Origin of the sequence: Lysinibacillus sp. RS11 (assembly GCF_042019215.1) — a bacterium.
Lineage (GTDB): Bacteria > Bacillota > Bacilli > Bacillales_A > Planococcaceae > Lysinibacillus > Lysinibacillus xylanilyticus_A.
Genome location: NZ_CP168124.1, coordinates 4,510,889 through 4,536,612 on the forward strand (window position 1 = coordinate 4,510,889; position 25,724 = coordinate 4,536,612).

Sequence of the window (25,724 nt, forward strand, 5' to 3'; positions counted from 1 at the left end):
TTTGGATACCCGCTAAAAGAAGTTAAATTAGAATGTTAATGATGGTGCTGCATCTTTAGCAAACTCCAAGAATGTCACCGCTCCCCCAACTTCGATACCATCAATAAAATCCTCTGTCGTTAAACCCATTACATCCATCGTCATTTGACACGCGATAAATTTCACACCTAATTCCTGTGCCATTTCTACTAATTGCGGAATTGCTGGTACATTGGCTTTCGCAAACCCTTCTGCATAATGCTCCGCCCCTGCAGGCATCGGCAATGCATACATTCCTTGTTTATGAATTAAATTCAACCCTTCGAATGTGAAGAAAATAGCCACTTCTTTCTCTGAAGCTGCCGCCGCCGTTGCAATATTAAACACCTTATACGCATCAAAAAGACCACCGTTACTTGCAATTATCGCTACTTTATTTGACATAATAAAATTCCTCCTAAATGTTTTTTATTAAAGTACCCTTCCAGGATGTCATACCTGGCAAAACGTTATATACCTTCGCAAAGCCATGTGCCGAGAGCCTTTGTGCAGCTAAATCACTGCGCTTCCCAGTTCGACAAATAATATAAATCTCTTGCTCTTTATCTAGCTCAGAAAGGCGTACCTCCAGCTCCCCCATCGGTATAGACTTTGCTCCCTCAATATGACCAAAAGCAAATTCTACCTCCTCACGCACATCAAGAATTAACCCTTCTCTTTTCGTGACTTGCTCTAAATCAATTGTGTGTTCAAACGTTTTTTCATCCAACATGTCATTTGAACATTTACGAATGTAATGCTTAAGCACATTTTCCTCTTCCACTGTCCCAATATATTGGTGACCCACAGTTTCAGCCCATGCAGTAAGATCCGCTTTTGAACCTTTATCTGTTGCTAACACCTCTAGAATTTGACCATCCACTAACTCAGCCATCATCTTCTTTGTTTTAACAATCGGCATCGGACAAGAAAAACCTTTGGCATCCAGCTGAAAATCCACCTTAATACTCATAACTTCCGCCCCTTCATACCTATATGGGTATTATTTTTACTAAAAAAATATAGCAAACGCTACAGATTCCCTTACTTTACTTCACCTTCCCAAGCGAGCATACCACCTACCATATTAGATACATCAAAACCTTGGCTTTCTAAAAATCGAGTAGCATTACCACTGCGACTACCAGATCGACAGACTATAACATATGGTTCATTTTTATTCAGCTCATGCATCCGAAATTCAAGTAAGCCTAGTGGAACATGAATGATACCCGGAATATGTCCTGACTCCACTTCGTCTAATTCACGTACGTCAATTAAATTTAATGCCCGACCTTGTTCTATAACTTGTTGTACTTCCTTTGCTGAAATCTCTTTCATGCTATTCTCCTCCTAATATGCGCTCATGCCACCACGGACATTTGTTACACGCTCAAAACCCTGTTTTTTCAATCGCTTACAAGCCTGACTACTACGCATGCCACTTTGGCAGATGACAATGATCTCTTTATCCTTTGGTAATTTGTCAAAGCTAGAACCGAGAGGAATATTTTTGAATTGCGGGATGTTTCGCCCCTTATATTCGGCCGGCGTGCGTACATCGATAAAAACTTTATCCTTGTCATTCAGTATATTTTTCAATTGTGCCGCTGAAATTGTCTTTACCCCTTTCGTTGGCTTCATTCTCCACACGAAGAATGCTATTACAACAGCAAGTATCACCCATGTTTCCAAGTAGTATTGCCTCCTCTCTTATACTATTTAGGGTATATAAAATTTATCTACTTTTCACGACTAGATCCATTGCCTCCCGGATGACTTCATTCATTTTTTCAGCATCCCCTTCAGCAGTCGTTACACAATCCAATAAATTTTCACTAACAATAACTCCAATAGTCCGATCAACCGCAGAACGCACGGCAGTTAGCTGTGTAATCACATCTTTGCAGTTTTTTTCTTCTTCCATCATGCGTAAGACACCACGCAGTTGACCTTCTATACGCTTCACTCGATTAGCTGTTTTTATACCGTAAGCCATACCGTTCACGCCCCCTTTCAAAACGATTGATTGCACTCGCTTACGAGATTTATAATATACCCCATTAGGTATATTGTCAACATGAATGCTCGGACTTTTTGAAGCGCACGATCTGGAGAGTTCTTGTTCTATCTGTCGCTCCGCTACCTCTATCCGCTCTGAAGATTCTATCCGTCACCTTGCCACTTCTATCCGTCGCTCAACATCCCCACCAAAAAAAATCCCTGCCATGAGCCGTTACTCATAACAGGGAAATCCATTATTATTATTTTGCTAGCTGCATTGCCGGACCAAAGAATTCATAATGAATTTTTTCGTCTTTCACGCCAATTTCATGTAACTTTTTAATAACTGCTTCCATAAAACCAACAGGTCCACAAACGTAAACATCTGTATTATTGGCTACTTTTTCAGCTAATAATTCTGTTGTGATCAGTTTATCTTCATCTGAATATAACGCTGTATAAGTTGCATTTGGTAGTGCATTCACTTTCCCTTGAATATCATCACTAAATGCTACTACTTTTTCATTGCGCGCACATTGGATAAAGTTCACTTCATTAGCTGCATCATCTTTCAATGATTGCAACATACTGTTTAATGGTGTTACACCGATACCGCCGCTAACAAATGTAATTGGAGCAGCAGTTTCTTCTAAAACAAATAGCCCTCCTGGAGCACTTACATCTACTAAATCTCCAACTTGTAATACGTCGTGAATAAAGTTTGATACTTTACCATTTGGTGTATGATCGCTTTCACGCTTCACTGAAATGCGATAGCCCTCTTTTGCACTCGCTTGTGAAAGTGTATATTGACGGTTCAATAAATACTCTTCGCCTGGTACTTTCACACGGATACTGATGTATTGACCTGGCTCATACGCTGGTAGAGGAGAACCATCTTCATTTTCAAAGTAAATAGATGTGACAAGATCACTTTCTACTACTTTTTTCGCCACTTTCAATGGTTTAAATAAACGCCATCCACCATTACCCTCAGCTTTTTGATAGAGCTCTTCTTCTACTTGAATAAAGATATCTGCAATGACACCATATGCTTCAGCCCAAGCATTAATGATGTCGTCTGTTGCCGCATCACCAAGCACTTCTTTAATTGCTTTCAATAAGTTTTCTCCAACAATTGGATAGTGCTCAGGTAAAATACCTAGACTACGGTGTTTATGAGCAATTAACATAACTGCCGGTAAAATAGCTTCTAAATTTTCAATATGAACTGCAGCAGCATAAACTGTGTTTGCTAACGCTGTTTGCTGACGACCTTTTTCTTGGTTTGTATGGTTAAAAATATTTAATAATTCCGGATGAGCTTGAAACATATTTCTGTAAAACGTCTTCGTAATCTCTACACCATGAACCTCTAATACAGGAACTGTTGCTTTAATAATTTGAACTGTTTCTTGTTTTAACATATCGCTTACCACCCTTTCGTGATTACAATATAACGCTATCAACACGTTAAAGCAATATATAAAATACATCTTTAACAAAATAGACATAATTGATGTATTATAAATACATCTTTAAAAAAGTATTGAATTTATTATACTTCAATGTAAAAATGCTATAATTATTTTGAACTATAGAAAGTAGGGTGTTCTTATGCGCTTAACTTTATACACAGATTATTCTCTTCGAACACTCATATATTTGGGTGCGAAGGATGAAGGCCAATTATCAACGATCCAAGAAATTTCGGATGCTTATAATATATCGAAAAACCACTTAATGAAGGTGACACACCAACTTGGGTTATTAGGCTATATTGAAACGATTCGTGGGCGCGGTGGCGGTATACGTCTAGCAATTGATCCAACAACTATCACAATTGGTGAAATAGTACGTCATACAGAAGAGGATTTTCATCTTGTCGAATGCTTTGATAAAGAAAATAATCTATGTAAAATTGCACCAGAATGTCAGCTAAAAGGCGTATTATATGAAGCACTACAAGCCTATTTAGCCGTCCTAGATCGCTATACACTTGATGATTTTTTACATTCGAAAGAGAAGTTGATGGCACTGTTGCTTGGCGAATAAAAATACCCGCACAACTCAAAGTTGGACGGGTATTTCTTTATTATAATGCCTTAGAAAAGAAAATCATATCTAGTGCACGAATTCCATTTTCATAGATTGGCTCTGGGTAATTACTGAAAAAATCTTTTTCAATTGCTTCCATACGAAAACCAGCTTTTTGATAGAAGGCAATATTATCAATACTAGAATTTGCAGTTCCAACTATTATCGTTTTATATCCCTGAGATCGACAAACTGTTGTTATATGTCGTAGTGCTTCTTTCCCAAGCCCTTTACCTTGATACTTCGGTACAATCGCAATATTTTTTAACTCAACTGTCGTATCAGACTGTTCAAGAAGTAACGCTACACCCGCTAACTGCTCGCCACATTTAATCTCATATAATTCACCATCATTTAAATATTCTCGAACAGCGACTTCACTTTCATCAGCTAATAATAATTGTGGTACATAGTCTTCCCGTACACCTTCCACTTTCTTTAAGGCTGTGCGATATCGAACAAAATCTTCGCGCTCAAAAACATTTAAAACACACGGCTGCTTTTCTTTAACCTCTAACCATGAATGCTCCTCAGGAAAATCCTTTTCTACTCCTAATTGAATAAAAGGCAACTTCTCCTGTGCCTTTTGCGAGCGAATATTGACCATTCTAGCGCCTGCAAAAACACGCTCTAGCCCTAACTCAAAAAATGCTATATCTAAAATGGCCATTTTAGATTGGAGATTGTAGCCTTTTCCCCAAAATTCATAGCCAAGCCATGAACCAATATGACAACTCTTTTTATTGTGATCAATAAACATTAACGCCGTCACACCAATAAGTTGTCCTTCTTCATCTAAAACAACACGAGGGACTGTCTTTCCAGCCTCTTCGTCCACACATTCACGTTTAATAAAGTTAATCGTATCTTCAACTTTGCCAACAGGTAACCCTAGTGCATCTCGAACCTGTGGCATGGAAGACAACGCATGCATTGCTTCAGCATATTTTATATCGTGTCTTACTAAAGTTACTGTCATATTCTATTCTCCTTTTACCGTAATTTCGCCTTATTGCATCGGATTTTTTGTATCATCCTCTACCGGCATATGAAGTTAAGTTATTATTCAGTTCAATTATACGTTAGCTGCCAGGACACACCGAAGCGATCCTGAACCCAGGCAAATTGCTTAGAAAATCCATAATTATCAAGTGGCATTAACGCCTGTCCACCTTCTAAAACTTGAGCTACAAGACTGCCGATTTCTTCAGCAGACTCACATTCCACATAAATAGATGTTGACGGCGTAAATGTAAAGTTATGCTTTATCACACTATCATTGACCATAATTTTCAAACCTTTTAAATGAAGAACAGCCATTGCAACCTGTTGTGAGTTTTCCATATAAGTTAAGCTTTCTATCTGTAAATCAGAAAACCACTGTTGATACTGCTGAATAGCTTCATCGGCTTGTCCCTGAAACATTAAAAATGTAGTGGCACTTTTCATTTATTAATCTCTCCCTCGTATTTTGAAATCCATTGTGCTGGTGTCATTTTTGAAACAAGCTCTCCAATTAATTCATACGGAATAGTTTTAGTGCTTGTAAAACGAATACAACTTTTCCCCATATTGAGCTTTGTTGGTACTCGTTTGGCATATTCCTCTTGGAACCAGGAGAGCAACGCTGGATCTGAATAAATACCCATATGATAAACCGCAATATGACGTTTTTGTGTAGCTAGGCTTATAAAGGGTAACGGAGTATTCGGTGTACAATGATAACCCTTCGGATACGTTGATAAAGGGACAACGTAGCTGATCATGTCATAATTCATACTTTCTTCAAAACCTTCTGGTAAGTTACTTTCGACCACATCCACAAGTTTGGCAAAACTCTCTCGCCATTTTTCATCTACTTGTTCAATATATGTGTTTTTCATACTCTGCCCTCTCTTCAACATAGTATTAGTGCTACCTGATGAACCTTCACACTACGCGATAAATTAAATGATAGGATGACCAATTTACATTGAATTTAGCATCGTCAATAGGTCACCTCAAACATCCTAAAGACCATTCGTCATTTACGCCTTACCCTCTGCTTTTGCCTTACGATACAATTCCTTTGTTTTGTAGCCTAATCTTATAATTTCACGCATTTCCCCCAAGCGTGCTACCTGTGTTTCTTCCTTTTTCGCACTATAAATATAACGAGCCCAGTCCTTTTGATAGCCTGGTGTTAATCCATCGTAAAATGCTAAATCATCTGGATGTTCTGCAAGTGAATTACGCAATGGAGGAACCATACTTTCATAGTCACTTACGCACTGACTACTGGCTGTTTTTTTCTTACCTCGCCCCTTGCCATCTTTCTTGATGCTCAATATAGAGAACGTCTCATCTAACGACATAAGACTTGCAAATTTATAATCACTGCCTACAATATATTTTTCATCGTCCACTTGAATAGCCGGGAAAATCTCATCCCGATGGATGAACTGTTCATATTTCTTATTTCCCTTTTTCGGATAAACAAAAAATAAATAGCCCTGTTCTATGAGCGTGTTTAACTCTAATGCATTTTGTAAGTACGTTACCATTTCGTCAATATTAAACACAAAAGCAATAATACGATCATATGGCATTTCCCCTGATTGAGAAACCCCCTCTAGTATCAAATCCTGTGGCTGATGATGAATTGCAATGGATAATCCATCCTTAAGTTTAAATTTCTTTTGCATAGCTTTGGCCCTCTTCTAATTTTCCTCTTGGTTTTGATAGTATAGCTGATTTAGTGAAATTTTCGCACCAAAAAACGCTCGAACATTTTCTCGAGCGTTTGAGATTTACTTTATTTTTATAGTGGCCACTATTCCTTTAATAATCGGAATAGCTGTTCCAATCAGCACTATTGGTAGGAACCACCACCCTAGAGACGCTGCCTCTCCTAGAGAAATACGCACCATTTGGAATGATATAGCTGCAAATAAAATTAGGCAGAAGTTTTTTAATTCGTTTAACATTTTGCGGCTATTCAAATAAAATGCCTCTACATTTCTTTCGTTTAAGCGCGCTGGGTAATTATGCATATGCGGGGCTTTTTCGAGTAAACCTAGGAAAATCCATAGAAAAATTCCGATAAACGGAAGTATGAATAATTCTATTTTTGAGCCCCAACGATCAACTTCTCCTGCACCATTAAAATGACCTGGAATCTCTTTAGGTAATTTGCCCCACATGACAAAAATATAAAAAATGGATAGCACAAATAACCCGCCACCAATACAGTCCCATATCTTTTCATATTTTGTTTTTGGTAATTTTAAAATAGGTCTATACATCTTCCCACACCCCCGCTTACTTCTTTATTCATTCTACGTTGCTATCGCTTATCAAGTTTCAAATTTACGAAAATTGTCATAATTAAAAATGTTTTATCGGTAATTATCCGCTTCCACTAACAGTAAAACGGCAATTTATTCTGCTTTTTTTATTATTCTAACTACAACCTACTTCCTTTTTTGATACTATTGATCAATGTGAAAATACTCATAATACTTTGTAAAATTCATATAATCTGATATAAATGGTATATATACATATTTCAAATTTTTGTAACATTTCTACTAAATTACTGAGAAAGGGAACTACAACTATGCGATTTACAATCTATAAGAAATTAATACTCGCTTTTTTTATTGTTATTTTAGTGTTGGTCGGCACAATCGGATTAAATATCAAACAACTTAATTCCGTAAACGAGACGAATCGTTTGTTACTCGAAGAACAAACAACTAAATCTCTTAGTATTCAAGAACTACAAGTGATTGCTAAACAAGAAATTGTAAGTATGAGGGGTTATCTATTACTTGGGGATAAACACAATCTTCAAAGTAATACAGAGTCACGTGAAGAATTTAAAAAGAAATATGATGAATTAATGGCATCATTCGATTCTAAAAAATCTATTGAATTATTAGAGGCTATCCATAAAAGTGAGCAAGATGTCCAACGGTTCGCAGATCGCATGTTTTCATTAAGGGCTGCCGGAGAAACAGAGAAATATGAAAAACTGGATAGCACACAAGGCCGCCTTATTATTAAACAATTTGACGAACGCGTAGAAAACCTTGCCGACTATCAAGAAGAATATATAGCAGGGAATATCGCTGCTACATCAAAAGAGATAGAAGCCATTAAATCCCAAATGATTATTCTTGGCGTGTTTGCTGTTGTCCTTAGTCTGATCATTGCTATTGTCATAGGAAGACTTATTTCCCGCCCTATTAAAGGTATGGCAAAGACTGCTAAAAAGATTGCTGAGGGCGATTTAACAGCTGAACAAATTCACATAAAAAATCGAGATGAAGTGGGTGATTTAGCGCTTGCCTTTAATCAAATGGCGCTAAATTTAAAGGATCTTATTACAAATGTACGTCATAACACCGTGCAGGTAAGTGGCTCTGCTGCTGAGTTAACCGCAAGTGCCGAGCAAACAATCCAAGCAACAGAACAAATTACTTCCTCCATACAAGAAGTTGCAAGTGGCTCCGAAGCTCAAGGCAAAAATGCTACTGAGAGCTCAGAGGCTATGAAAAATATGACAAAAGGCATTCAACAATTAGCTACAACCACAGCTGCCGTTTCTGAACTGGCTATAGAAACAAATACAGAAGCTTACAAAGGGAATGAATCACTACACCGTGTGATTGCACAGATGGACACAATTAATTCAGCAGTTTTAGAATCTGCTAGCGTTGTGAAAAATTTAGGAAATCATTCCGTTGAAATCGGAAATATTATTGGCCTCATTACGGATATCGCGGAGCAAACAAATTTACTAGCACTGAATGCTGCAATTGAAGCAGCTCGCGCAGGGGAACACGGTCGTGGCTTTGCTGTAGTTGCCGAAGAAGTAAAGAAATTAGCGGATCAATCCAAGCAATCTGCTGAACAAATTGCCAGTCTGATTTCAGAAATACAACGAGAGACAAATCGTGCAGTTACCGTAATGGATAATGGAACACAAGAGGTTCAAATAGGTATGCAAGTTGTAAACGTGGCTGAAGAAGGCTTTTCAAAAATCGTTGACCTGATCGCACAAGTATCCAATCAAATTCAAGAGGCAACGACAGTTTCTGAAGAAATGTCATCAAGTGCTGAGCAAATTTATGCATCCTTCGATGAAATTGCAATCATTGCACAAACGTCCTCTTCAAATCTACAAAATGTAGCTTCTGCTTCTGAAGAACAACTAGCAACTATTGAAGAAGTTGCCGCTTCTGCTGCTACATTATCAAACATGGCCGAAGAATTACAAACACAGGTTTCACGTTTTAAGGTGGAGTAAAAATGATAAGAGTAGGTGAAACTCCCCTTTCAGCAAAGCTTAACATTAACGACCTTAACCTAAATTTATTAACGAAATAATAGCATTAATTTCAAAACTGTTAAAATCCATTTTTTCAGGTATTCAAGCATAATTTGATAATTCAAATGAACTCTAAGAAACTTGATTAATCTATCTTGTTTTTTCTCTAAAAAGGGAGAGGAAATATGATGCCTCTCCCTTCTATATTATTTTTATCTACTTCTTATGTCATTTCATGCTCAATTACGAAACCAACTTGATACACCATTGAGATACTACGGGAAGATGCGCCCATCAACTGTTCAGGTGCCAAGGAATCCGCTTAGGAAAAGCCGCTTATTTGTACTTTTCACTTAACGTTTGTAGCATTTCAATTACTGCTGCTTCCTCACTTGATACTTGTAAGGACGCAAGCTCACGCACTTTATGCTCACCTACACAAACACTTTCTTTGGCCTTTACAAACATAGACGCATCATTCGCGTCATTACCAAATGCAATGAAATCACGTTCAGCAATACCTAGCTTCGTTAAACCATTCCATTTATCTATGCCATTTGGGCTCATATCTACAATATTTTCTGATGTATGTTCATATATCGAGATTGGTAACTTCTTTAACTCTACTAATAGTTCATTTAGATGCTCTCCAGGAAATAATACAATTTTCACTATATCCTTAAGGTCCTGTAACGCTACTTTTCTTGCAAGCTTTAACGGATCTAAATTTTGATAAATTGGATGTGCCTCACTACCTGTATATGCATAATCCCAATCACCATCTACTAAATACAGCAGTTGGTATGCTGAAATAATGTTTTGAATCGCTTCTACTATTTCTGCCTCAAATGCTGTTACCTCAAGTGTTTCGCCATTTCGTGCAACAAATGCCCCATTTCCCCCGACCATTGGAAATTGACGCATTGTTTCAGGTAATACCGGCAATAAATCACGAATTGGACGAGCTGATGCAAAGATGATTTCATGCCCATTCTCTATACAAGCTTCTAGAGTACTAGTAATTCCCTCACTTAATGGTTGTCCCTTAAAACAAATCGTACCGTCTAAATCAAATACAAATTTCATAGTCACACCTTCTTTCTAAACTGTTAATTACCTAAATATTATCTCATAAATTTTTACATTTATTGCGAAAAATATTGATTATTATCATAACGTGGGATTGATTTCCGTTCCGGCTGGGCGCTTTGTTGCTGTCGCTTCGCTTTCGCACAGATAAAACCTTGTTGCTGTCGCTTCGCTTTCGCACAGATAAAACCTTGTTGCTGTCGCTTCGCTTTCGCACAGATAAAACCTTGTTGCTGTCGCTTCGCTTTCGCGCAGATAAAACATTGTTGCTGTCGCTTCGCTTTCGCACAGATAAAACCTTGTTGCTGTCGCTTCGCTTTCGCACAGATAAAACCTTGTTGCTGTCGCTTCGCTTTCGCACAGATAAAACCTTGTTACTGTCGCTTCGCTTTCGCACAGATAAAACCTTGTTGCTGTCGCTTCGCTTTTGCGCAGAGCAGAGCTTCCTGGGGGCGTCCGATGAGCCGCTTGGGCCAAAAGGATGTTGGTCACGAAGGCGTTATCACAGGACGTGATGCTTTTAGCCTTCGTTCCTCTATTCGCTGATCCCCAAGGAGTCGCCAAGTCTCCACTCCAATCAACCTATATACATGGCATACGATTTAACAACACCATCCCCAAATTCCGGAGATAAGTCATAAATAAGGGGGTTTTTTATTACTATCAAATGATTAACTTTATAATAAATTGTTGCCCCATTACGACAAGACAGAAAAAAAATAATTTTTAGAATATTATTGACATTCACGCGATATCCAAGTAATATTGCTTTCAACAACACATTGTAGGCCAAGATTGGAAATAGTAGAAATGCAAGTGTACTTGTAGAGAGTCGGTGGTTGGTGCAAACCGATAGACACACATTTTGAACTCGTCCATGAGCTACTCCCCGAACCTTAAGTAAGGGATGTCGGTTTCCTCCGTTAACGGGATAGACAGTAATGGCTGTCGATAAGGGGACTTTCTCTGTAAAGAGAGGGTCAATTAGAGTGGTACCGCGAGCATAAACTCGTCTCTATATTTTTATAGAGACGGGTTTTTTTATTTTTGTAAAAATCCATTGGCCTAGGTGTAGATTTCGTCTCTATTGCGCAAGGCTGAGACATGATCAATATAATAACAACTACTACAAAAGGAGTGTTTGAAAATGGGAAGAAAAATTTGGGTGTTTGATACAACTTTACGTGATGGCGAGCAAGTGCCAGGTGCAAAACTGAATTTATACGAAAAGGTAGAGATAGCACAGCAACTCAAAAAATTAGGCGTCGATATTATCGAAGCCGGTTTCCCTGCTTCATCACAAGGTGATTTTGATGCAGTCAAAGCTGTTGCACAAAGAGTTGGTAATACAAGTGACATAATGATTACTGCTTTAGCACGTGCTGTAAAGTCAGATATTGATGCTGTTTATAACGCTGTAAAATACGCTGAAAATCCTATGATTCATATGGTACTTGGTACTTCTGATATTCATGTTGAGAAAAAATTTAGCAAGTCCAAAGATCAAATTCTACAAATTGGCGTGGATGCCGTAAAGTATGCAAAAACACTTCTACCGCAAGTCCAATATTCAACAGAAGACGCATCTCGTTCAGATTTCGAGTATCTTTGGAAAACGATTGAAGCCGTTATGAAGGCTGGTGCAACAATGATTAATGTACCTGACACAGTCGGCTTTGCAGAGCCAGAAGAATTTGGGGCCATGATTTATAAACTAAATGATCGCATGAAAAATTTAAACGATAGTGTTTTACTAAGTGTTCATTGTCATAACGATCTTGGTATGGCAACTGCTAACACACTTGCTGCAATTAAAAATGGCGCTGACAAAGTAGAATGTACAATTAACGGCATTGGCGAACGTGCAGGTAATGCGGCCTTAGAAGAAGTTGTAATGGCGCTAAAAACACGTAGCTCTGTGTACAATGCTGAGACACGTATCAACACAAGAGAGATTATGAATACATCACGTCTTGTTTCTAGCTTTATGGGTCTAGACGTGCAAGTAAACAAAGCCATTACTGGAGATAATGCCTTTGCACATTCATCTGGTATCCATCAGGACGGTCTTCTTAAATCACGTGATGCTTATGAAATTGTTCATCCAGAAGATGTAGGTCTTGACGATATGGAGCTGGTTCTTACAGCTCGCTCGGGGCGTCACGCAGTGAAAAATGCCCTTGAAAAACTTGGCTTCTCAAACCTGTCGACCGATGAATTTGAAGGGATCTTCGAAGGCTTCCTGAAGCTTGCGGATGCGAAGAAAGAAGTTTACGATCACGATTTATACGTTATTGTGGAAAGCTACTATGAAAAACATGACGCAAACAATGCGAATGCCACTCATTATAGCGATCAATTCTTTAATTTCGATGATTTACAAGTCGTCAGCAACGCGAGCTTCCCTTCAGCCAGTGTAAAAGTTCGTAAAGGTGACGAGGTATATAAAGCAAGTGCAGTTGGCTCAGGTCCAATCGACGCCCTTTATTCAGCTATCGCAGAAATTACAAACATTGATGTAAAACTTGTGGAATATAATATCAATAGTGTTTCTCGTGGTAAAGAAGCGCTTGGTAAAGTAAAAATTACAATCGAGCACGAAGGCGAAAAGTATATCGCAAAAGCTGCAGATACAGATATTTTAAAAGCCAGTGCGCTAGCTTATATTAATGCCATCAATAGCATTGTGGTTGCTAAATTAACGCCTGTTATGAACTAAATAATTACCTTCGGAAAGAAGTTAAAAGCAGTATGACATTATTGAGTCATACTGCTTTCGTATTTTTCCTATCGACTGCCTTCCACTAACTTTTGATATTCCTCTTCAATCAATTCAACATTAAGACGTTCAAACAGTGGTGTCACTTCACTAATGCTTTCTGGCAATTCTACTTGCTCACGCCACTTCACTTCATCTATGCCTAACATTTTTCTCACTTTCTCAGCTGAAAACGGTAAGAATGGATGGAGTAGCTGACCTAGATTAGCAATTATATAAACACATGTTGCAAGTGTCTGATTCCCAGCTTCCACATTGTCCTTCACCTGTAGCCATGGCTGTTGCTCGTCAAAATAGCGATTAGCTGCACGAATATATTCAAAAATAGCCTCTAAAGATTGTTTAAAATGACCCGCTTCAATATGTGCCCCAACATCATGAAACAGCTGAGTCGTGTGCTTTTGAATAGTACCATCTACCTCTGCATGAGGAACTTTACTATCGAATGATTTCTCTAAAAACTTCAATGTACGATTAACAAAATTACCATAAGCGCCAAGTAACTCACCGTTATGACTATAAATAAATTCTCGCCAAGAAAAATCAGTATCACGGTTTTCAGGTGCGTTCATGGTTAAAAAATAACGAATAGAATCTGCATCATAACGACTTAAAATATACGGCACCCATACCGCCCAGTTTTGGCTCGTCGATAATTTTCGTTTTTCTAATGTTAAATATTCATTGGATACAATATGTGAAGGTAAAGCCTTTGCTCCGATTCCCATTAGAATGGCCGGCCAAATAACTGTATGGAACGGGATATTATCCTTCCCATGCACATAATACGAAATCGTTTCTTCATTCCATAAATCTTCAATAGCTATTTGATGTTGCTTTGCCCATTCGATACTTGCTGTGAAGTAACCTGCTACTGCTTCAATCCACACATATATTTTTTTGCCTTCAAAGCCTGGTACTGGTACATCTATTCCATTTGGCAAATCCCTCGTTACAGCGCGGTCTGGAACCCCTTCTGCTAAGTAACGCTCCGTTAAACCTATAGCGTTGTCTCGCCAACGTTTCTCTGCCTTTGCTTCTGCTAAATAAGTTTCGAGCCTCCCTTGAAACTGACTAAATGCAAAATAAAAATGCTCTGTCTCCTTGATTATTGGCTCATTCCCACAAATTTTGCAGCGTTTATCAATTAAATCGAGCGGATCTAAAATTGTAGCGCAATGATCACATTGGTCACCTCGTGCCTTCGCACCACAGTTTGGACATACCCCCTCTACAAATCGGTCCGGTAAAAACTGATTATCCGTTTCACAATAGGCTTGTTCAATTTTCTTTCTATATAAAAAATTGTTTGCTAGTAGTTGTAAAAAAATTGTCTGAACAGATTCATGATGGTGCTTAGCGTCTGTTCTCGTATACAAATCATACGTAAATCCTAAATCATTAAAGCATTGCGTAAACTCCTCGTGGTAATGATTAGCAATAGCCTCCGTTGTCGTGTTTTCCTGTGCAGCCCGAATCGAAATCGGGGTACCATTACAGTCACTACCTGAAACATATAAAACCTTCTCGCCCTTTTGTCGGTAATATCTAGCCAAAATATCACCTGGTAATAATGCGGCAACATGCCCTAAATGCAATGAACCATTTGCATATGGCCATGCCCCTCCAATAACAATCGTCATCCTAACTTGCTCCCCTCGAAAAAATTATAAAAAAGTGTAAGGTGTGTTGATTAACCATTTTTATCTAATCAACATACCTAAAAAAGTGTATAAAAAAACGCCCTAATCAAAATTGATTAGGACGAGTATACCCGTGTTACCACCTATATTTACAAATAGCTCACACTATTTGCCTCCATCAGTGCGTCTCATTTTATTTAATCAATTATGCCTCGGCATAATTGCGTCCGGAATCGGCTTTGTGCTTAGGCCTGCACGATGCAGGTCATTTAGCCGTTATCGCATGGATGCGATGATCTTAGGCTAACATCCCCTAAGAACTCCTTTCCGATTCCGTGACATCCGCCGGAGGCTTGAACTTCTTCCAGCGGGTGTTTAGACACCTGCTGGAAGAAGTGAGAGATACTGCCGCTGTTGTAACGAGTGCCCATCTCGTCGTAATCTACTCACAAACTTGCTTTCGGTACGAAGCTCAAAGGTCATTTTCAAAAGGGGTCATTTACCTCATTTCCACCAACAGAGGCTCTCTATTTAACGCTTACCCAATTTACTTTTCCTTCTCAACGCTTTCACTATAGATTGGTATCATTTTACTATTTTCCCTTATGAATTGCAATGAATGTCGATAAATGACTGAAAACGTTCGATAAACTATTCATAGTTCTCGATAAAATGAAAAAGTTGGGCGGTAAAATAGAAAATGTAGTCGATAAAATTTTATCCTAGTTTTAAATAGAGTAACTCATTTAAATTATTTATGACGATGTCTGCTTTTTCTAATTCCGTTTCTTGTGCAAAGTCGAAACGTACTCCAACTGAGAGTAACTGATTGTCATGAGCTGCCTGAATATCAGAGGAACGATCCCCTACAACTGCTCCACTTTGAATAGCATTTTCCTCGATGACCTTTTTGGCCAAATCAGATTTATGGCCACTCGAAATAGACTGAATGCTATATGTACCTTTAATAAAACGCTGTAATTGATAAGTTTCTACTATTGCTTGTAAATACTCAGTTTGTCCATTACTTGCTATGAATAAATGAAAGTTTTCTGCCAAAGCCTCAAGTGTTTGCTCTGCATTTGGATACAGTGCGCCCTGGTGATTACGTATTTGTTCAATCAGCTTAACATGGAATAATGCATTGCTCTCTTCACGTGTCTCTAACGTATGCATAGGACATAACGTTTCCCACACAACAGATAATGGAACACCCATAATTTCTCGGTACTTCTCTAGCGGTGTATCTCCCTGCCACAAGCCCTTTGCACGCAATACATCGAATGTTGCTGATAGCGCAGGCTCTAATATTAGATTTGTTTGAAATAAAGTACCATCCATATCAAAAATAATCGCTTTTTTCATAAAAACACCCCTTCTATAGTATCAACGTATTTATTAGAAGGAGTGTTTCAACTATTAGACATCAAAAAACTCCATATGCGTTTTTTCCTTCTTATAGTAATCCAATCGATCCTGTAAAGTCCCTGTATGGAATTCGAATTTATGACCGTCTGGATCTGTGAAATAAATCGACTTTTTATCTCTTACATCTCTTTGTCTACCTTCTAGAACGTTGACATTATGTTGGATTAGCTTTTCATACATTTTGTCAAAATCATCCTCATGGATAGAAAATGCGATATGAGTATAGGATTGATGTATTTCATCGCGTGGAATATCCTTTTCTACATTAAGAGCAAGCCACAGCCCATTTACATCAAAATAGGCTGTACTGCTCCCCTTCACCAATAACTTTGCGTCAAAAACTTTTTCATAGAATGCAATGGATTCCTCTAGATTTGACACCGAAAATAATAAATGGTTAATGTTTTGGATTGTCATGCCTGTGCCCCTAACTTTGAAATCGCTGATAGAAGTGTGATTATCGCTGATAAACTGTTTAAAATCGATGATAAATCCTATCCCACCGCTGATAAATTACTATCTGCGCTGATAAAACCTTCAATATCGCTGATAACTCGCTCGTTCTTAGATCAAGAGTCATTTATTTTGATTTTTTACCTTTCTTTAAGCCTTTCGAGATTTGCTTCCATTTGCGTTGCTCAGTTAGTTTTGCCTGCGCATTTGTTTTTCGTTCAATAAAGGCAAGCTCTTTCTGTAGCTTAAAATAGCTTTGGAGACGCGATTGTTCCAGCACACCATCTGTAATCGCTTGCTGTACAGCACAATGTGGCTCCTTTTGATGTGTGCAATCCCGATAATGACAGGCTGCCGAAAGTTCCTCGATATCCTTAAAGCTAGAGGATAAACTATCACCCTGATCCCATAATTGTAGCTCTCGCATTCCAGGTGTATCGATTAAACAGCCCCCACTCGGCAATACAACTAACTCACGATGTGTTGTTGTGTGGCGCCCCTTTGCATCATCTTCACGAATACCCGCAACCTTCATAAAGTCCTCACCACTTAGAGCATTTGTCAATGTGGATTTCCCTGCACCAGAAGAGCCGAGCAAAGCACCTGTCACGCCTTCTGTAAATAGCGCGCGAATATCTGCTAAGCCCTCACCCGACAAAGCGCTAGTGACAAAAACATCCACGCCGAACGCTACAGACTCAACCTCACGTATCATACTAGAAATATCTTCACATAAATCGGCCTTCGTCAATACAACAACCGGCTTTGCACCAGAATCCCAAGCAGCTACTAAATAGCGTTCTAAACGACGAATATTAAAGTCTGCATTTAAGCTCATAACTAACAGCACAATATCAACATTTGACGCTACAATCTGCTCTTGTATTTCCAGCCCTGCGACCTTGCGGGAGAAGACTGATTTTCGTGTAAATAATTTATGAATAATCGCCTTTTCCTCACCTGGCATTTTCTCAACTAGCACCCAATCTCCCACTGCTGGGAAATCCTCACGTGCCAATGATGTATACGCGTAATGTCCAGCAATCGTCGCTAGCCACTCTCCTTCTTCAGCGAGTACACGATAGGAATGCTTATGCTCTAAAGTTACCCTTGCCGGCACACAATTCGCTAACTTAGCCTCCTGTTTAAATCCAGTCATTTGCTCTTCAAAATATGTTGAAAATCCTAAAGTTGTTAAATTCAATTTGTTTTCCTCCTAAATGTGCATATCATTTGTCATCAATTGATAAAAAACATAAAAAAACCTTGTCTCTGCGCAATTCGGCAGTTACAAGATTCACAGGCACATTTAAGAGAATATACAAATCACCACCATTGTGATTTAAATACACTGCGTGGTTAATTTATATATTTTAGGCGTGTGAAATTGAACAAACCGAATTGCAGTTCGTTAAAAACGGATCTATTCATCATGTCACATCACCTACTTCCGATATTAGTTGTTTTTAATATATCGGAATTTTCCTAAAATGTCAATTACAATCTTACAAGCATGTATCCCCTCCTCCATTGCATACAATAAACTAGACCACTATTTGCGAAGGAGATGTTGAATTGTCAAAAATCACTTCTATCAGTACATACCAACCACCATACACATTACAACAGACAAACGCGGAGGGGCTAACGAAGGAGCTGTTTCATGCAAAAATCCCTAAATTAGAGCGCTATTTAAAAGTTTTTGAGAATGGTGGTATTGAAACACGTCATTTTTGTGTGCCGCCAGAATGGCATCGTACGGATCATTCCTTTGAGGAACGTAACAATTTATATATTGAGCTAGCTACACAATATAGTGTTGAGGTCATTCAAGCCTGTTTACAAAATGAAGCGTTTTTAGAAACACCAATTTCTCCTAAAGATATTGATGCCATTATTTTCGTGAGTAGCACCGGCATTTCAACTCCAAGTATTGATGCCCGAGTTATGAATAAACTTCCTTTTTCAGACAGACTTAAACGTATTCCACTCTGGGGACTTGGTTGCGCTGGTGGTGCGGCCGGCATTAGTAGAGCCTATGATTTTTGTCGTGCCCATCCAGAAGCAAAAGTTCTAGTCGTTTGTGTCGAGCTTTGTAGTCTAACCTTTCAGCCCAATGATTTTTCAAAAAGTAATTTAATCGGCGCCTCTCTTTTTGCAGATGGAGCCGCATGCATACTTGTCTGTGGAGATGAGGCGGAAATTACAGTAAAAAAATCAGTACCTGCTATTATCGGGACTGGATCTAAATGGATGCCTGATTCCGAAAATGTGATGGGGTGGAATATTAAAAATAATGGTCTACATGTCGTTTTTCAGAAAAGTATTCCTGCCATCATCACCAAATGGTTCGGGCCATTCATTGAACAATTTTTATTGGAACATGAGCTATACAGTGAACAGCTTAACCATTTCATTGCACATCCTGGCGGTAAAAAAGTGTTAAAGGCTTATGAGGATACTTTGTACCTAGCTTCCAAAAAAACTGATATTTCTCGGGAAATATTGAAATTTCACGGAAATATGTCATCTCCTACGGTGCTATATGTATTGGAGCAATTTATGTTAAATGAAGGACAGGTGGAAGATACTGCCCTGCTAGTCGCTCTCGGCCCTGGCTTCTGTGCTGAAGCTATATTACTTAAATGGAGGGAGTAGCATGATTTTCTACATTATTTTATTTCTCGTCATTCTACAAAGATTGACAGAAGTTTCAATTGCAAAACGCAATGAAAAATGGATGCTTTCACAAGGTGCCTATGAAGTGGGTGCCTCTCATTATTCATATATGGTTACGATGCACATTAGTTTTTTCCTCTTTTTAATTGTTGAAGTAATTACTAATGACACTGGTTTATCGCCCTTATTTCCGTTATTGTTCTTTTTGTTTGTGATCGTGCAAGCATTGCGTATTTGGTGTATTCGATCACTAGGAACTTTTTGGAACACCAAAATATTGATTCTACCTAACGCAGAGGTGGTAAAGAAAGGGCCTTATACATTTATGCGCCACCCAAATTACGCAGTTGTTTGTTTGGAAATTCTTCTTCTACCTTTAATGTTTCAAGCATATTTTACGGCATTTTGCTTTACACTTTTAAATATGACAATATTATCAGTACGCATTCCAATTGAGGAAAAAGCTTTGCGTGATGCTACGAACTATAATCATGTATTTCAAAAGAAGACTTCGGAATCCTAGCCGAAATCTTCTTTGTTTTTTTCGTTAATGCCATTCCCAATTGAATGGATCTTGTAAACTCTCCCACGGTTTCTTAAACTCATCTTCCGTTAATAAACATTTGTCCAATTCTTTTATAATCGATTCTTTCTCTAGATTAATCCCAATGAGCACAAGCTGGGTCATCCGATCTCCGAATTTTTCATCCCAATCTTCTAGTACCTCAGGGCTCTGCAAGAAAACATCTTGCTGCTGTTCCTTTGGCAAAGCGGCTACCCAATAAGAAACGGGTTCTATTTTTGCCGATGAGCCTGCCTGTGATAGTAATAATGCAACATCTTGATGTTTCGCACTCCAAATAATCCCCTTTGCTCTAACAATCGATTCTGGCATATGATCACACCATTCTACAAAACGCATTGGATGAAATGGTCTACTACGCTTATAGGTGAAAGAAGAAATACCGTACTCCTCTGTTTCTGGTGTATGATTTTCATGACCTAGCTCTAATTCCTTTAACCAACCAGCAGATTCAGATACCCTTTCAAAGTCAAAGTGCCCAGTATTTAAAATTTCAGTTGGCTCTATGACACCATTAACTGTACGAATTAGCCTAGCTTCAGGTTGTAAAGCGCGCAAAATACGCTCTAATCTTTCAAGCTCGTCCACTGATACTAAATCACATTTGTTTAATATAAGGACATCACAAAACTCAATTTGGTCGATGAGTAAGTCGGCAACATCCCGCTCATCTAATTCACCTACTGCCTCCTTACGCTCTAAAAGACTTTCACCTGATTGGTAATCGTGCCAAAAACGATTCGCATCGACAACAGTCACCATCGTATCAAGCTGGCAAAACTTTGTTAAATCAATACCAAGCTCCTCGTCTAAATAGCTAAACGTTTGGGCAACGGGTATTGGCTCACTAATCCCTGTCGATTCAATTAAAATGTAATCAATAGTACCAAGCTTGGCGAGACGTTCCACTTCCAGCAACAAATCCTCACGCAACGTGCAGCAAATACAACCATTCGATAACTCCACAAATTTTTCCTCTGTTCGTGAAATGCCGCTTCCATTTGCGATTAGCTCTGCATCAATATTAATGTCACTCATATCATTGACGATTACAGCCACACGCATATCCTTTTCATTTTGTAGAACATGATTCATCATCGTTGTTTTACCAGAACCTAAATAACCACTTAAAACTGTAACAGGAATTTTCTTTACCATTTTTACAACTCCTCAAATCGTAATCATTACTATTTATAGTTTGTAATTAAAACACAGATTCCTACATAATGCAACGATCAATTATGCCTCGACATAATTTAGTGAAATTACCTTATTGACATATTTCATTAAAAATAATAATGTATAAAGCGTAATGATTACTATTTAAAAGAGGAGGCTTTTTATGCGCGTACAAGTAACATTAGCCTGTACCGAAACAGGTGATAAAAACTACATCACGACGAAAAATAAACGAAATAATCCTGAGAGACTGGAACTTAAAAAATATTCCCCACGTTTGAAAAGAGTCACACTGCACCGAGAAACGAAATAATTCCCCTAATCACATAAAAATGGCTGTTTCAAAAGTGACTTCACTTACTTTTGAAACAGCTTATTTAAAACGGGAAGAAAAAAAGATATGATCCCCTTTCAACAACCTACTTTATACGGTTTTATTAGTGTTTATTTCTATAGCTAGCTCGTTCAATTTCTGCTCCATTTCATCAAGAAAACGTAATTTATGATCCAGCTGCCCTTCAAAATCTACAGATTGAGCCAATACTTTATTTACCTGAGCATCCAATTGTGTAAAAACTTCCGGATGAATTATCGTTTTTCCATTCAAGGAAGAGATTTGTTTTTTTTCATTCGCTAATTGTTGCGATAATTTTTCTATCTCGCTGTTTTTTTCCTCTATTTCTTTAGTTAAATATTTATTGAGATTATCTGAATTGGCTTGTTCTAAGCGCGATCTCTCCATTGCTTCAACGATTGCCTCCATTTGTTCGCTTATTTCTTTTGTAAAATCACTCACCTTGTTTTCAAGGCCAGCAATGTCCGCCCTATAATTAACATCTGTATTCACTGAAAGTAATTCAACTTTAGTGTCTTTTAATAGTTTATTTTCTGCACGCAGCTCTTCTATTTCTTTTAATAATGTCTCTATCGAAGAAATTTGTTTTTTTTTGTGAATTTCTCTAATTTGAATATCATCATTGTAGGCTTCTGTTTCTTTTTCATAGTCTCTCTTCAGCTTTAAAAGCTCCATCGAAAGCTCCTTCTTTTGATTGGTTAATTGGACATTTTCTCGCTCTAGTCTTAGTACTAATGAATAATAATCGCTATCTCTGAGCCTGTTAACTTCATTTTTATATTTCGCTAATTCGGCTCTTAAAAAAATGATCATTTGCTGCAGTTGAGCAGGATCATTGTTTTTGACAATATCATTATCCACAATTGCACCTCCTATCACGACATTTTTTTAAGTAAACTTATCACTTCTTCAAATTGCTCCTTACTATCCTCTAACATTTCATCAAGCTGCTTTATAATCTTCAATTCTAGTTCTTTGTTGTAAATTTCTTTATGACCAATTTCTCCAGTTTTTCTCTTTTCTCCTGACATTAAATAGGCAATGAGTAGATTCAATGTGCCTTTTTCGAGATACGCAAAGCTGTTATTTTTCGTATTACTAGAGTTAGATAGATTCGTAAGTTGTTCCTTTATTAGTTGATGGACAACACTATCTATTTTTTGATTTATATTTTCAGACTCACTCATTTTCATCCTCCTGTGCATAACTAATGCCATTGAGATTAATAGGATTTAAGACAACGACACCATCTTTTAGCTGATCACAATATGTAAAACCCATGATACTTCCTGAATAAGAAAAATTATGACTCCATTTAATTTGAAAGTTAGGAAATGATAATGTTTCGTTTGGCTCTAACGTTGTTTTTCCAATAGGTCTAAGCCAGAACTCCTCCTTGCTTGATTGATCATTGATTCTCTCCCAACTACTGTTTCCTTTTAATTTTGGTGCGAAATGTTCATAGACATACCTTCCAGAGAAGGAGAATGGAGAGTCTTCAGGCAGTTTTATACATAGATGCGGATTTGTTATAGGCTGATTACCTATATTGCGAATATGATAAGAGCCCAAGCATAAGCTCTCCTCATCAGGATTATAAGAAATATTGAACGAGGATGTGAAATAACTAATGATATTTACATTTTCCGGAATAACAAGCTCCTCAACCTTTTTTTTAATTTCATGAACATAAAAATCCGTTTGTTTTTTTAGTTCATTTATCTTTTGTTCCACATGATCGATACGAGTAGTCATAATTAGAACCCCCTTGCCAATAGTATTAAATTAATCAACCCACTGTCTGAAATCCTTTCATAAAAAAAAGAGAGGATTATCCTCTCTTTACAATATGATTTTGTTCTATGTGTTAGTACCATTAACGGACAGGTGGAAATACAGCAGGGCATTGCGCTGGGCGAACTACACCCGGACACGCAAACGGTAATTCTGCTCTTGGCTCGCAGAAAGTTGCTAAGAATTCCACTGTAACTGGGAATGTAGATTGAATACTTTGGCAAACTGATATAGTAACTGTTAATGCAGTAAACGTAATTGTGCCTGCTGCAGCAGTTAGAGTTCCTGTTGAACAAACGAAACAATCTAAATCTGTGAATACAATTTCTACATCTGTCCCTTTCGGCGCGCATAATGTAACTTGTTCACAACGTGAAACTGTAATAGGATTGCTTGTAAACTTAGTACCATTTGGTAAAGTAACAACTAACGTAACAGTAAAGTTCTTTTGAATAGTCAGATTTTGAAGACATACCGTTGCACCATCAATAGTGAATTGACGATTCTCACGGTTCAAAATAACAACAGGGTTAGTTGCTCTTGGAACTACATTACATGTAACCATTGCACCAGTTAAATCAGTCGTGGCTGTTACTCCTGGAAAAGCAATTGGGCCAGTAGGAGAAAACTCAAACGTAGCTTCCTTTACAATCCAGTCAAACACCTTATCGACGTTTATACAAATCGGTTCCTGCAATTGGGATGGCATATTATCGTGCATCCTTTTGACACCTCCATAATTTTTTTACCTTTCGTTTGTATCTTATGTTTTCTGACTAAAAGTGCATGGGCTAAAAAGTAATGCGTTCTGATTTTTATTAAAATACTTAAGTATCACTATGTACCGTTTTTGCTTACATCTCCTCTTCTTAAGGAGAAACTAAAATGTTTGAAAGGACCAGTATATTTGTAACAAAAAGTAAATATTTTTAATAAAATATTAGTGGACTGAAAGGGGTGAATTGCTATGGAAAATTCAAAATTGTACTCCACGCAAGACATTGAAAATTTGAAGCAAAGGATTGAAACGTATAGGGAAACGTTAACCTCATTAAAAATGGGGACTTCAATAGAAGATTACCTATTTATGAAAAAGGAATTTGATGCGATTAAAACACAAATCGCCCATTTAGAAGGGCTAACGGAAACATTAGACGATAAGCAAAATTCACAAATTAGGGGCTATGAGGGGCAGATAAGACTTCTTTCGACGCAAATCGAGTCTCTGAATCAAACGATTGAGGAAATGAACCAAGAAATACTAAGGGCTTTAAACAAATTACTTACGATTGAAAATACTGAAGCTCCAATCACTACACCTAAAACTGAAAACACATCTAAATTTATTGCTAACGGTTTACAAAGGGATCCGATCATTACACAGACAACAAGCCAATCGGCGATTGTATTTAAACAGCCCTCTTATAAAATGCTACAAAGTCTGGCAGGTAAAGCAAGAAATGCACAATTAGATGTAAATAACGGTATACCTCCTACTCACAATGGAAATCAAAGAAATACACCCGAAGATCGCCATTTTAATCAACAATATTTTCAATCCAAAAATACTCATCCAAGCCGAATATATAATGGTTTATATAAAAATACCACTACCGAATCCACCTTACATTTTAAAAACGCTACCAATGCACAGGAAATTCCAATTAGTGTTTATGAATCTAATACTTTACCGCATGCAGAAATCCATTATTCTACTGACCATGACTTTAAAGCGGAAGGTTCAGCTAATTATAGAGAATCCGAAGATATTAATAACACTGTCACTTTAGATGGAGTGAGCTCTGTAATAACAAATGAGCCTGTTATTCCTGTAGCTTCTGAAGTAATTAATGAACCTGCCTTCCCTGAAGCTTCTAAAGTTGTTAATGAACCTGTCATTCCTGTAGCTTCTGAAGTTGTTAATGAACCTGTCATTCCTGTAGCAGCTAATGCGGTTAATGAGCAAGGGGACGTAAATAAATCCCCTATTTTAAAAAGTGATGAATTTGAGATTTTTGAACCCACTTCAATTGAAGAGATCAACAAGCAAACCGAGCTAAAAGAAGAATTTCCTGAAGAAAGCCAAAAAAAGGAAAAAGGTTCTTTGTTTTTCAATTTCTTTCGAAAATGGAGCTAGCTTAACGTTGCGGTGTACAGTGTATAGTTACAGTGGAGATTTATACGATAAACCGTCCAATAAGTATGAATATACATATTGGACTTTTTTCTGTTCAATTAACAAATTAGCAGAAAGTCATATCATTAGAGAATACTTGCCATTGACAAAAACACCTCTAAAGAAGCCTCCA

At 37.8% G+C, this 25,724-nt stretch carries 30 protein-coding genes and 1 other annotated feature; of the genes, 8 read left to right on the forward strand and 22 right to left on the reverse strand.

What is annotated here, in order from left to right; translation table 11 throughout:
• Positions 1–27: 27 nt before the first annotated feature.
• The 5 genes from AB9L17_RS23230 to AB9L17_RS23250 all read right to left on the reverse strand — a co-directional run bounded on the left by AB9L17_RS23230 (position 28) and on the right by AB9L17_RS23250 (position 2,017).
• Positions 28–423 (reverse strand): DsrE/DsrF/DrsH-like family protein, encoded by a 396-nt coding sequence (locus AB9L17_RS23230; protein WP_223554009.1) that lies wholly within the window; start codon positions 421–423, stop codon positions 28–30.
• 13 nt (positions 424–436) lie between these two features.
• Complete coding sequence (locus AB9L17_RS23235) at positions 437–991, reverse strand: sulfurtransferase TusA family protein (protein WP_223554011.1); 555 nt, start codon at positions 989–991, stop codon at positions 437–439.
• A gap of 71 nt (positions 992–1,062) precedes the next feature.
• Positions 1,063–1,359 carry a rhodanese-like domain-containing protein gene (locus tag AB9L17_RS23240; RefSeq protein ID WP_375199833.1) on the reverse strand — a complete coding sequence of 99 codons (297 nt, stop codon included), beginning with the start codon at positions 1,357–1,359 and terminating at the stop codon, positions 1,063–1,065.
• 12 nt (positions 1,360–1,371) lie between these two features.
• Positions 1,372–1,662, reverse strand: coding sequence for a rhodanese-like domain-containing protein (locus AB9L17_RS23245; RefSeq protein WP_375200830.1), 291 nt, complete (start codon positions 1,660–1,662; stop codon positions 1,372–1,374).
• Between the two features lie 94 nt (positions 1,663–1,756).
• Complete coding sequence (locus AB9L17_RS23250; protein ID WP_375199834.1) at positions 1,757–2,017, reverse strand: metal-sensitive transcriptional regulator; 261 nt, start codon at positions 2,015–2,017, stop codon at positions 1,757–1,759.
• 85 nt (positions 2,018–2,102) lie between these two features.
• Here AB9L17_RS23250 and AB9L17_RS23255 point away from each other — a divergent pair, with 85 nt between their 5' ends.
• Positions 2,103–2,264 carry a hypothetical protein gene (locus tag AB9L17_RS23255; RefSeq protein ID WP_375199835.1) on the forward strand — a complete coding sequence of 54 codons (162 nt, stop codon included), beginning with the start codon at positions 2,103–2,105 and terminating at the stop codon, positions 2,262–2,264.
• A gap of 18 nt (positions 2,265–2,282) precedes the next feature.
• On the opposite strand, the gene hmpA is transcribed toward AB9L17_RS23255, so the two are convergent.
• Positions 2,283–3,449 (reverse strand): NO-inducible flavohemoprotein, encoded by a 1,167-nt coding sequence (hmpA, locus tag AB9L17_RS23260; protein WP_223554018.1) that lies wholly within the window; start codon positions 3,447–3,449, stop codon positions 2,283–2,285.
• Between the two features lie 190 nt (positions 3,450–3,639).
• On the opposite strand from hmpA, the gene AB9L17_RS23265 reads away from it, so the two are divergent.
• Positions 3,640–4,077, forward strand: coding sequence for an Rrf2 family transcriptional regulator (locus AB9L17_RS23265; RefSeq protein WP_068984961.1), 438 nt, complete (start codon positions 3,640–3,642; stop codon positions 4,075–4,077).
• A gap of 40 nt (positions 4,078–4,117) precedes the next feature.
• On the opposite strand, the gene AB9L17_RS23270 is transcribed toward AB9L17_RS23265, so the two are convergent.
• From AB9L17_RS23270 to AB9L17_RS23290, 5 genes are all read right to left on the reverse strand, one after another.
• Entirely contained in the window at positions 4,118–5,098 is a 981-nt protein-coding gene (locus AB9L17_RS23270; protein ID WP_068984962.1) for a GNAT family N-acetyltransferase, read from the reverse strand.
• 92 nt (positions 5,099–5,190) lie between these two features.
• A complete protein-coding gene (locus AB9L17_RS23275) occupies positions 5,191–5,568 on the reverse strand; it encodes a VOC family protein (protein WP_068984963.1) in 378 nt (125 codons plus the stop codon).
• On the reverse strand, positions 5,565–6,002 hold the full coding sequence (locus tag AB9L17_RS23280; RefSeq protein ID WP_068984964.1) for a DUF1801 domain-containing protein: 438 nt from the start codon (positions 6,000–6,002) through the stop codon (positions 5,565–5,567). Before AB9L17_RS23280 ends, AB9L17_RS23275 begins: the two co-directional genes overlap by 4 nt.
• A 144-nt stretch (positions 6,003–6,146) precedes the next feature.
• Positions 6,147–6,803, reverse strand: coding sequence for a YdeI/OmpD-associated family protein (locus tag AB9L17_RS23285; protein ID WP_375199836.1), 657 nt, complete (start codon positions 6,801–6,803; stop codon positions 6,147–6,149).
• Between the two features lie 105 nt (positions 6,804–6,908).
• Positions 6,909–7,403 carry a DUF1648 domain-containing protein gene (locus AB9L17_RS23290; RefSeq protein WP_068984966.1) on the reverse strand — a complete coding sequence of 165 codons (495 nt, stop codon included), beginning with the start codon at positions 7,401–7,403 and terminating at the stop codon, positions 6,909–6,911.
• A 314-nt stretch (positions 7,404–7,717) separates the two neighbouring features.
• Between AB9L17_RS23290 and AB9L17_RS23295 the strand changes: the two genes are divergently transcribed.
• A complete protein-coding gene (locus tag AB9L17_RS23295) occupies positions 7,718–9,412 on the forward strand; it encodes a methyl-accepting chemotaxis protein (protein WP_375199837.1) in 1,695 nt (564 codons plus the stop codon).
• A 357-nt stretch (positions 9,413–9,769) separates the two neighbouring features.
• Here the strand turns inward: AB9L17_RS23295 and AB9L17_RS23300 are convergent, their stop codons facing one another.
• Both AB9L17_RS23300 and AB9L17_RS23305 read right to left on the reverse strand, forming a co-directional pair.
• Positions 9,770–10,519: an HAD-IIB family hydrolase gene (locus tag AB9L17_RS23300; protein WP_375199838.1), complete on the reverse strand. Its 750-nt coding sequence runs from the start codon at positions 10,517–10,519 to the stop codon at positions 9,770–9,772.
• 84 nt (positions 10,520–10,603) lie between these two features.
• Positions 10,604–11,086 carry a hypothetical protein gene (locus AB9L17_RS23305; RefSeq protein WP_375199839.1) on the reverse strand — a complete coding sequence of 161 codons (483 nt, stop codon included), beginning with the start codon at positions 11,084–11,086 and terminating at the stop codon, positions 10,604–10,606.
• Positions 11,087–11,304: 218 nt separating this feature from the next.
• Positions 11,305–11,542: a binding site (T-box leader), on the forward strand.
• Positions 11,543–11,669: 127 nt separating this feature from the next.
• On the opposite strand from AB9L17_RS23305, the gene AB9L17_RS23310 reads away from it, so the two are divergent.
• A complete protein-coding gene (locus AB9L17_RS23310) occupies positions 11,670–13,241 on the forward strand; it encodes a 2-isopropylmalate synthase (RefSeq protein WP_223554032.1) in 1,572 nt (523 codons plus the stop codon).
• A 68-nt stretch (positions 13,242–13,309) separates the two neighbouring features.
• On the opposite strand, the gene metG is transcribed toward AB9L17_RS23310, so the two are convergent.
• From metG to rsgA, 4 genes are all read right to left on the reverse strand, one after another.
• Positions 13,310–14,944 (reverse strand): methionine--tRNA ligase, encoded by a 1,635-nt coding sequence (gene metG, locus AB9L17_RS23315; protein ID WP_375199840.1) that lies wholly within the window; start codon positions 14,942–14,944, stop codon positions 13,310–13,312.
• A gap of 717 nt (positions 14,945–15,661) precedes the next feature.
• Entirely contained in the window at positions 15,662–16,309 is a 648-nt protein-coding gene (locus AB9L17_RS23320) for an HAD hydrolase-like protein (protein WP_375199841.1), read from the reverse strand.
• A 54-nt stretch (positions 16,310–16,363) separates the two neighbouring features.
• Positions 16,364–16,789: a FosM family fosfomycin resistance protein gene (gene fosM / locus AB9L17_RS23325; RefSeq protein WP_375199842.1), complete on the reverse strand. Its 426-nt coding sequence runs from the start codon at positions 16,787–16,789 to the stop codon at positions 16,364–16,366.
• A gap of 163 nt (positions 16,790–16,952) precedes the next feature.
• Positions 16,953–18,029, reverse strand: a complete 1,077-nt coding sequence (rsgA, locus tag AB9L17_RS23330; RefSeq protein WP_068984974.1) for a ribosome small subunit-dependent GTPase A — start codon at positions 18,027–18,029, stop codon at positions 16,953–16,955.
• 371 nt (positions 18,030–18,400) lie between these two features.
• Here rsgA and AB9L17_RS23335 point away from each other — a divergent pair, with 371 nt between their 5' ends.
• Both AB9L17_RS23335 and AB9L17_RS23340 read left to right on the forward strand, forming a co-directional pair.
• On the forward strand, positions 18,401–19,483 hold the full coding sequence (locus AB9L17_RS23335; RefSeq protein WP_375199843.1) for a type III polyketide synthase: 1,083 nt from the start codon (positions 18,401–18,403) through the stop codon (positions 19,481–19,483).
• A 1-nt stretch (position 19,484) separates the two neighbouring features.
• A complete protein-coding gene (locus tag AB9L17_RS23340; protein WP_375199844.1) occupies positions 19,485–20,027 on the forward strand; it encodes an isoprenylcysteine carboxyl methyltransferase family protein in 543 nt (180 codons plus the stop codon).
• Positions 20,028–20,051: 24 nt separating this feature from the next.
• Here the strand turns inward: AB9L17_RS23340 and AB9L17_RS23345 are convergent, their stop codons facing one another.
• The gene (locus tag AB9L17_RS23345; RefSeq protein WP_375199845.1) at positions 20,052–21,245 is read right to left on the reverse strand and encodes a GTP-binding protein; all 1,194 of its coding nucleotides are present in this window, start codon (positions 21,243–21,245) and stop codon (positions 20,052–20,054) included.
• Between the two features lie 184 nt (positions 21,246–21,429).
• On the opposite strand from AB9L17_RS23345, the gene rpmG reads away from it, so the two are divergent.
• Positions 21,430–21,579, forward strand: a complete 150-nt coding sequence (rpmG, locus tag AB9L17_RS23350; protein ID WP_004231780.1) for a 50S ribosomal protein L33 — start codon at positions 21,430–21,432, stop codon at positions 21,577–21,579.
• Between the two features lie 111 nt (positions 21,580–21,690).
• Here rpmG and AB9L17_RS23355 read toward each other — a convergent pair whose 3' ends face one another.
• The 4 genes from AB9L17_RS23355 to AB9L17_RS23370 form a co-directional block, all read right to left on the reverse strand.
• A complete protein-coding gene (locus AB9L17_RS23355) occupies positions 21,691–22,482 on the reverse strand; it encodes a hypothetical protein (RefSeq protein WP_375199846.1) in 792 nt (263 codons plus the stop codon).
• A 14-nt stretch (positions 22,483–22,496) separates the two neighbouring features.
• Positions 22,497–22,808, reverse strand: a complete 312-nt coding sequence (locus AB9L17_RS23360; protein ID WP_068984979.1) for a hypothetical protein — start codon at positions 22,806–22,808, stop codon at positions 22,497–22,499.
• Complete coding sequence (locus AB9L17_RS23365; protein WP_375199847.1) at positions 22,801–23,376, reverse strand: hypothetical protein; 576 nt, start codon at positions 23,374–23,376, stop codon at positions 22,801–22,803. The genes AB9L17_RS23360 and AB9L17_RS23365 overlap by 8 nt, the downstream gene beginning before the upstream one ends.
• A 121-nt stretch (positions 23,377–23,497) precedes the next feature.
• On the reverse strand, positions 23,498–24,136 hold the full coding sequence (locus tag AB9L17_RS23370) for a hypothetical protein (RefSeq protein ID WP_375199848.1): 639 nt from the start codon (positions 24,134–24,136) through the stop codon (positions 23,498–23,500).
• Between the two features lie 246 nt (positions 24,137–24,382).
• On the opposite strand from AB9L17_RS23370, the gene AB9L17_RS23375 reads away from it, so the two are divergent.
• On the forward strand, positions 24,383–25,552 hold the full coding sequence (locus AB9L17_RS23375; RefSeq protein ID WP_375199849.1) for a hypothetical protein: 1,170 nt from the start codon (positions 24,383–24,385) through the stop codon (positions 25,550–25,552).
• Positions 25,553–25,724 lie beyond the last annotated feature (172 nt).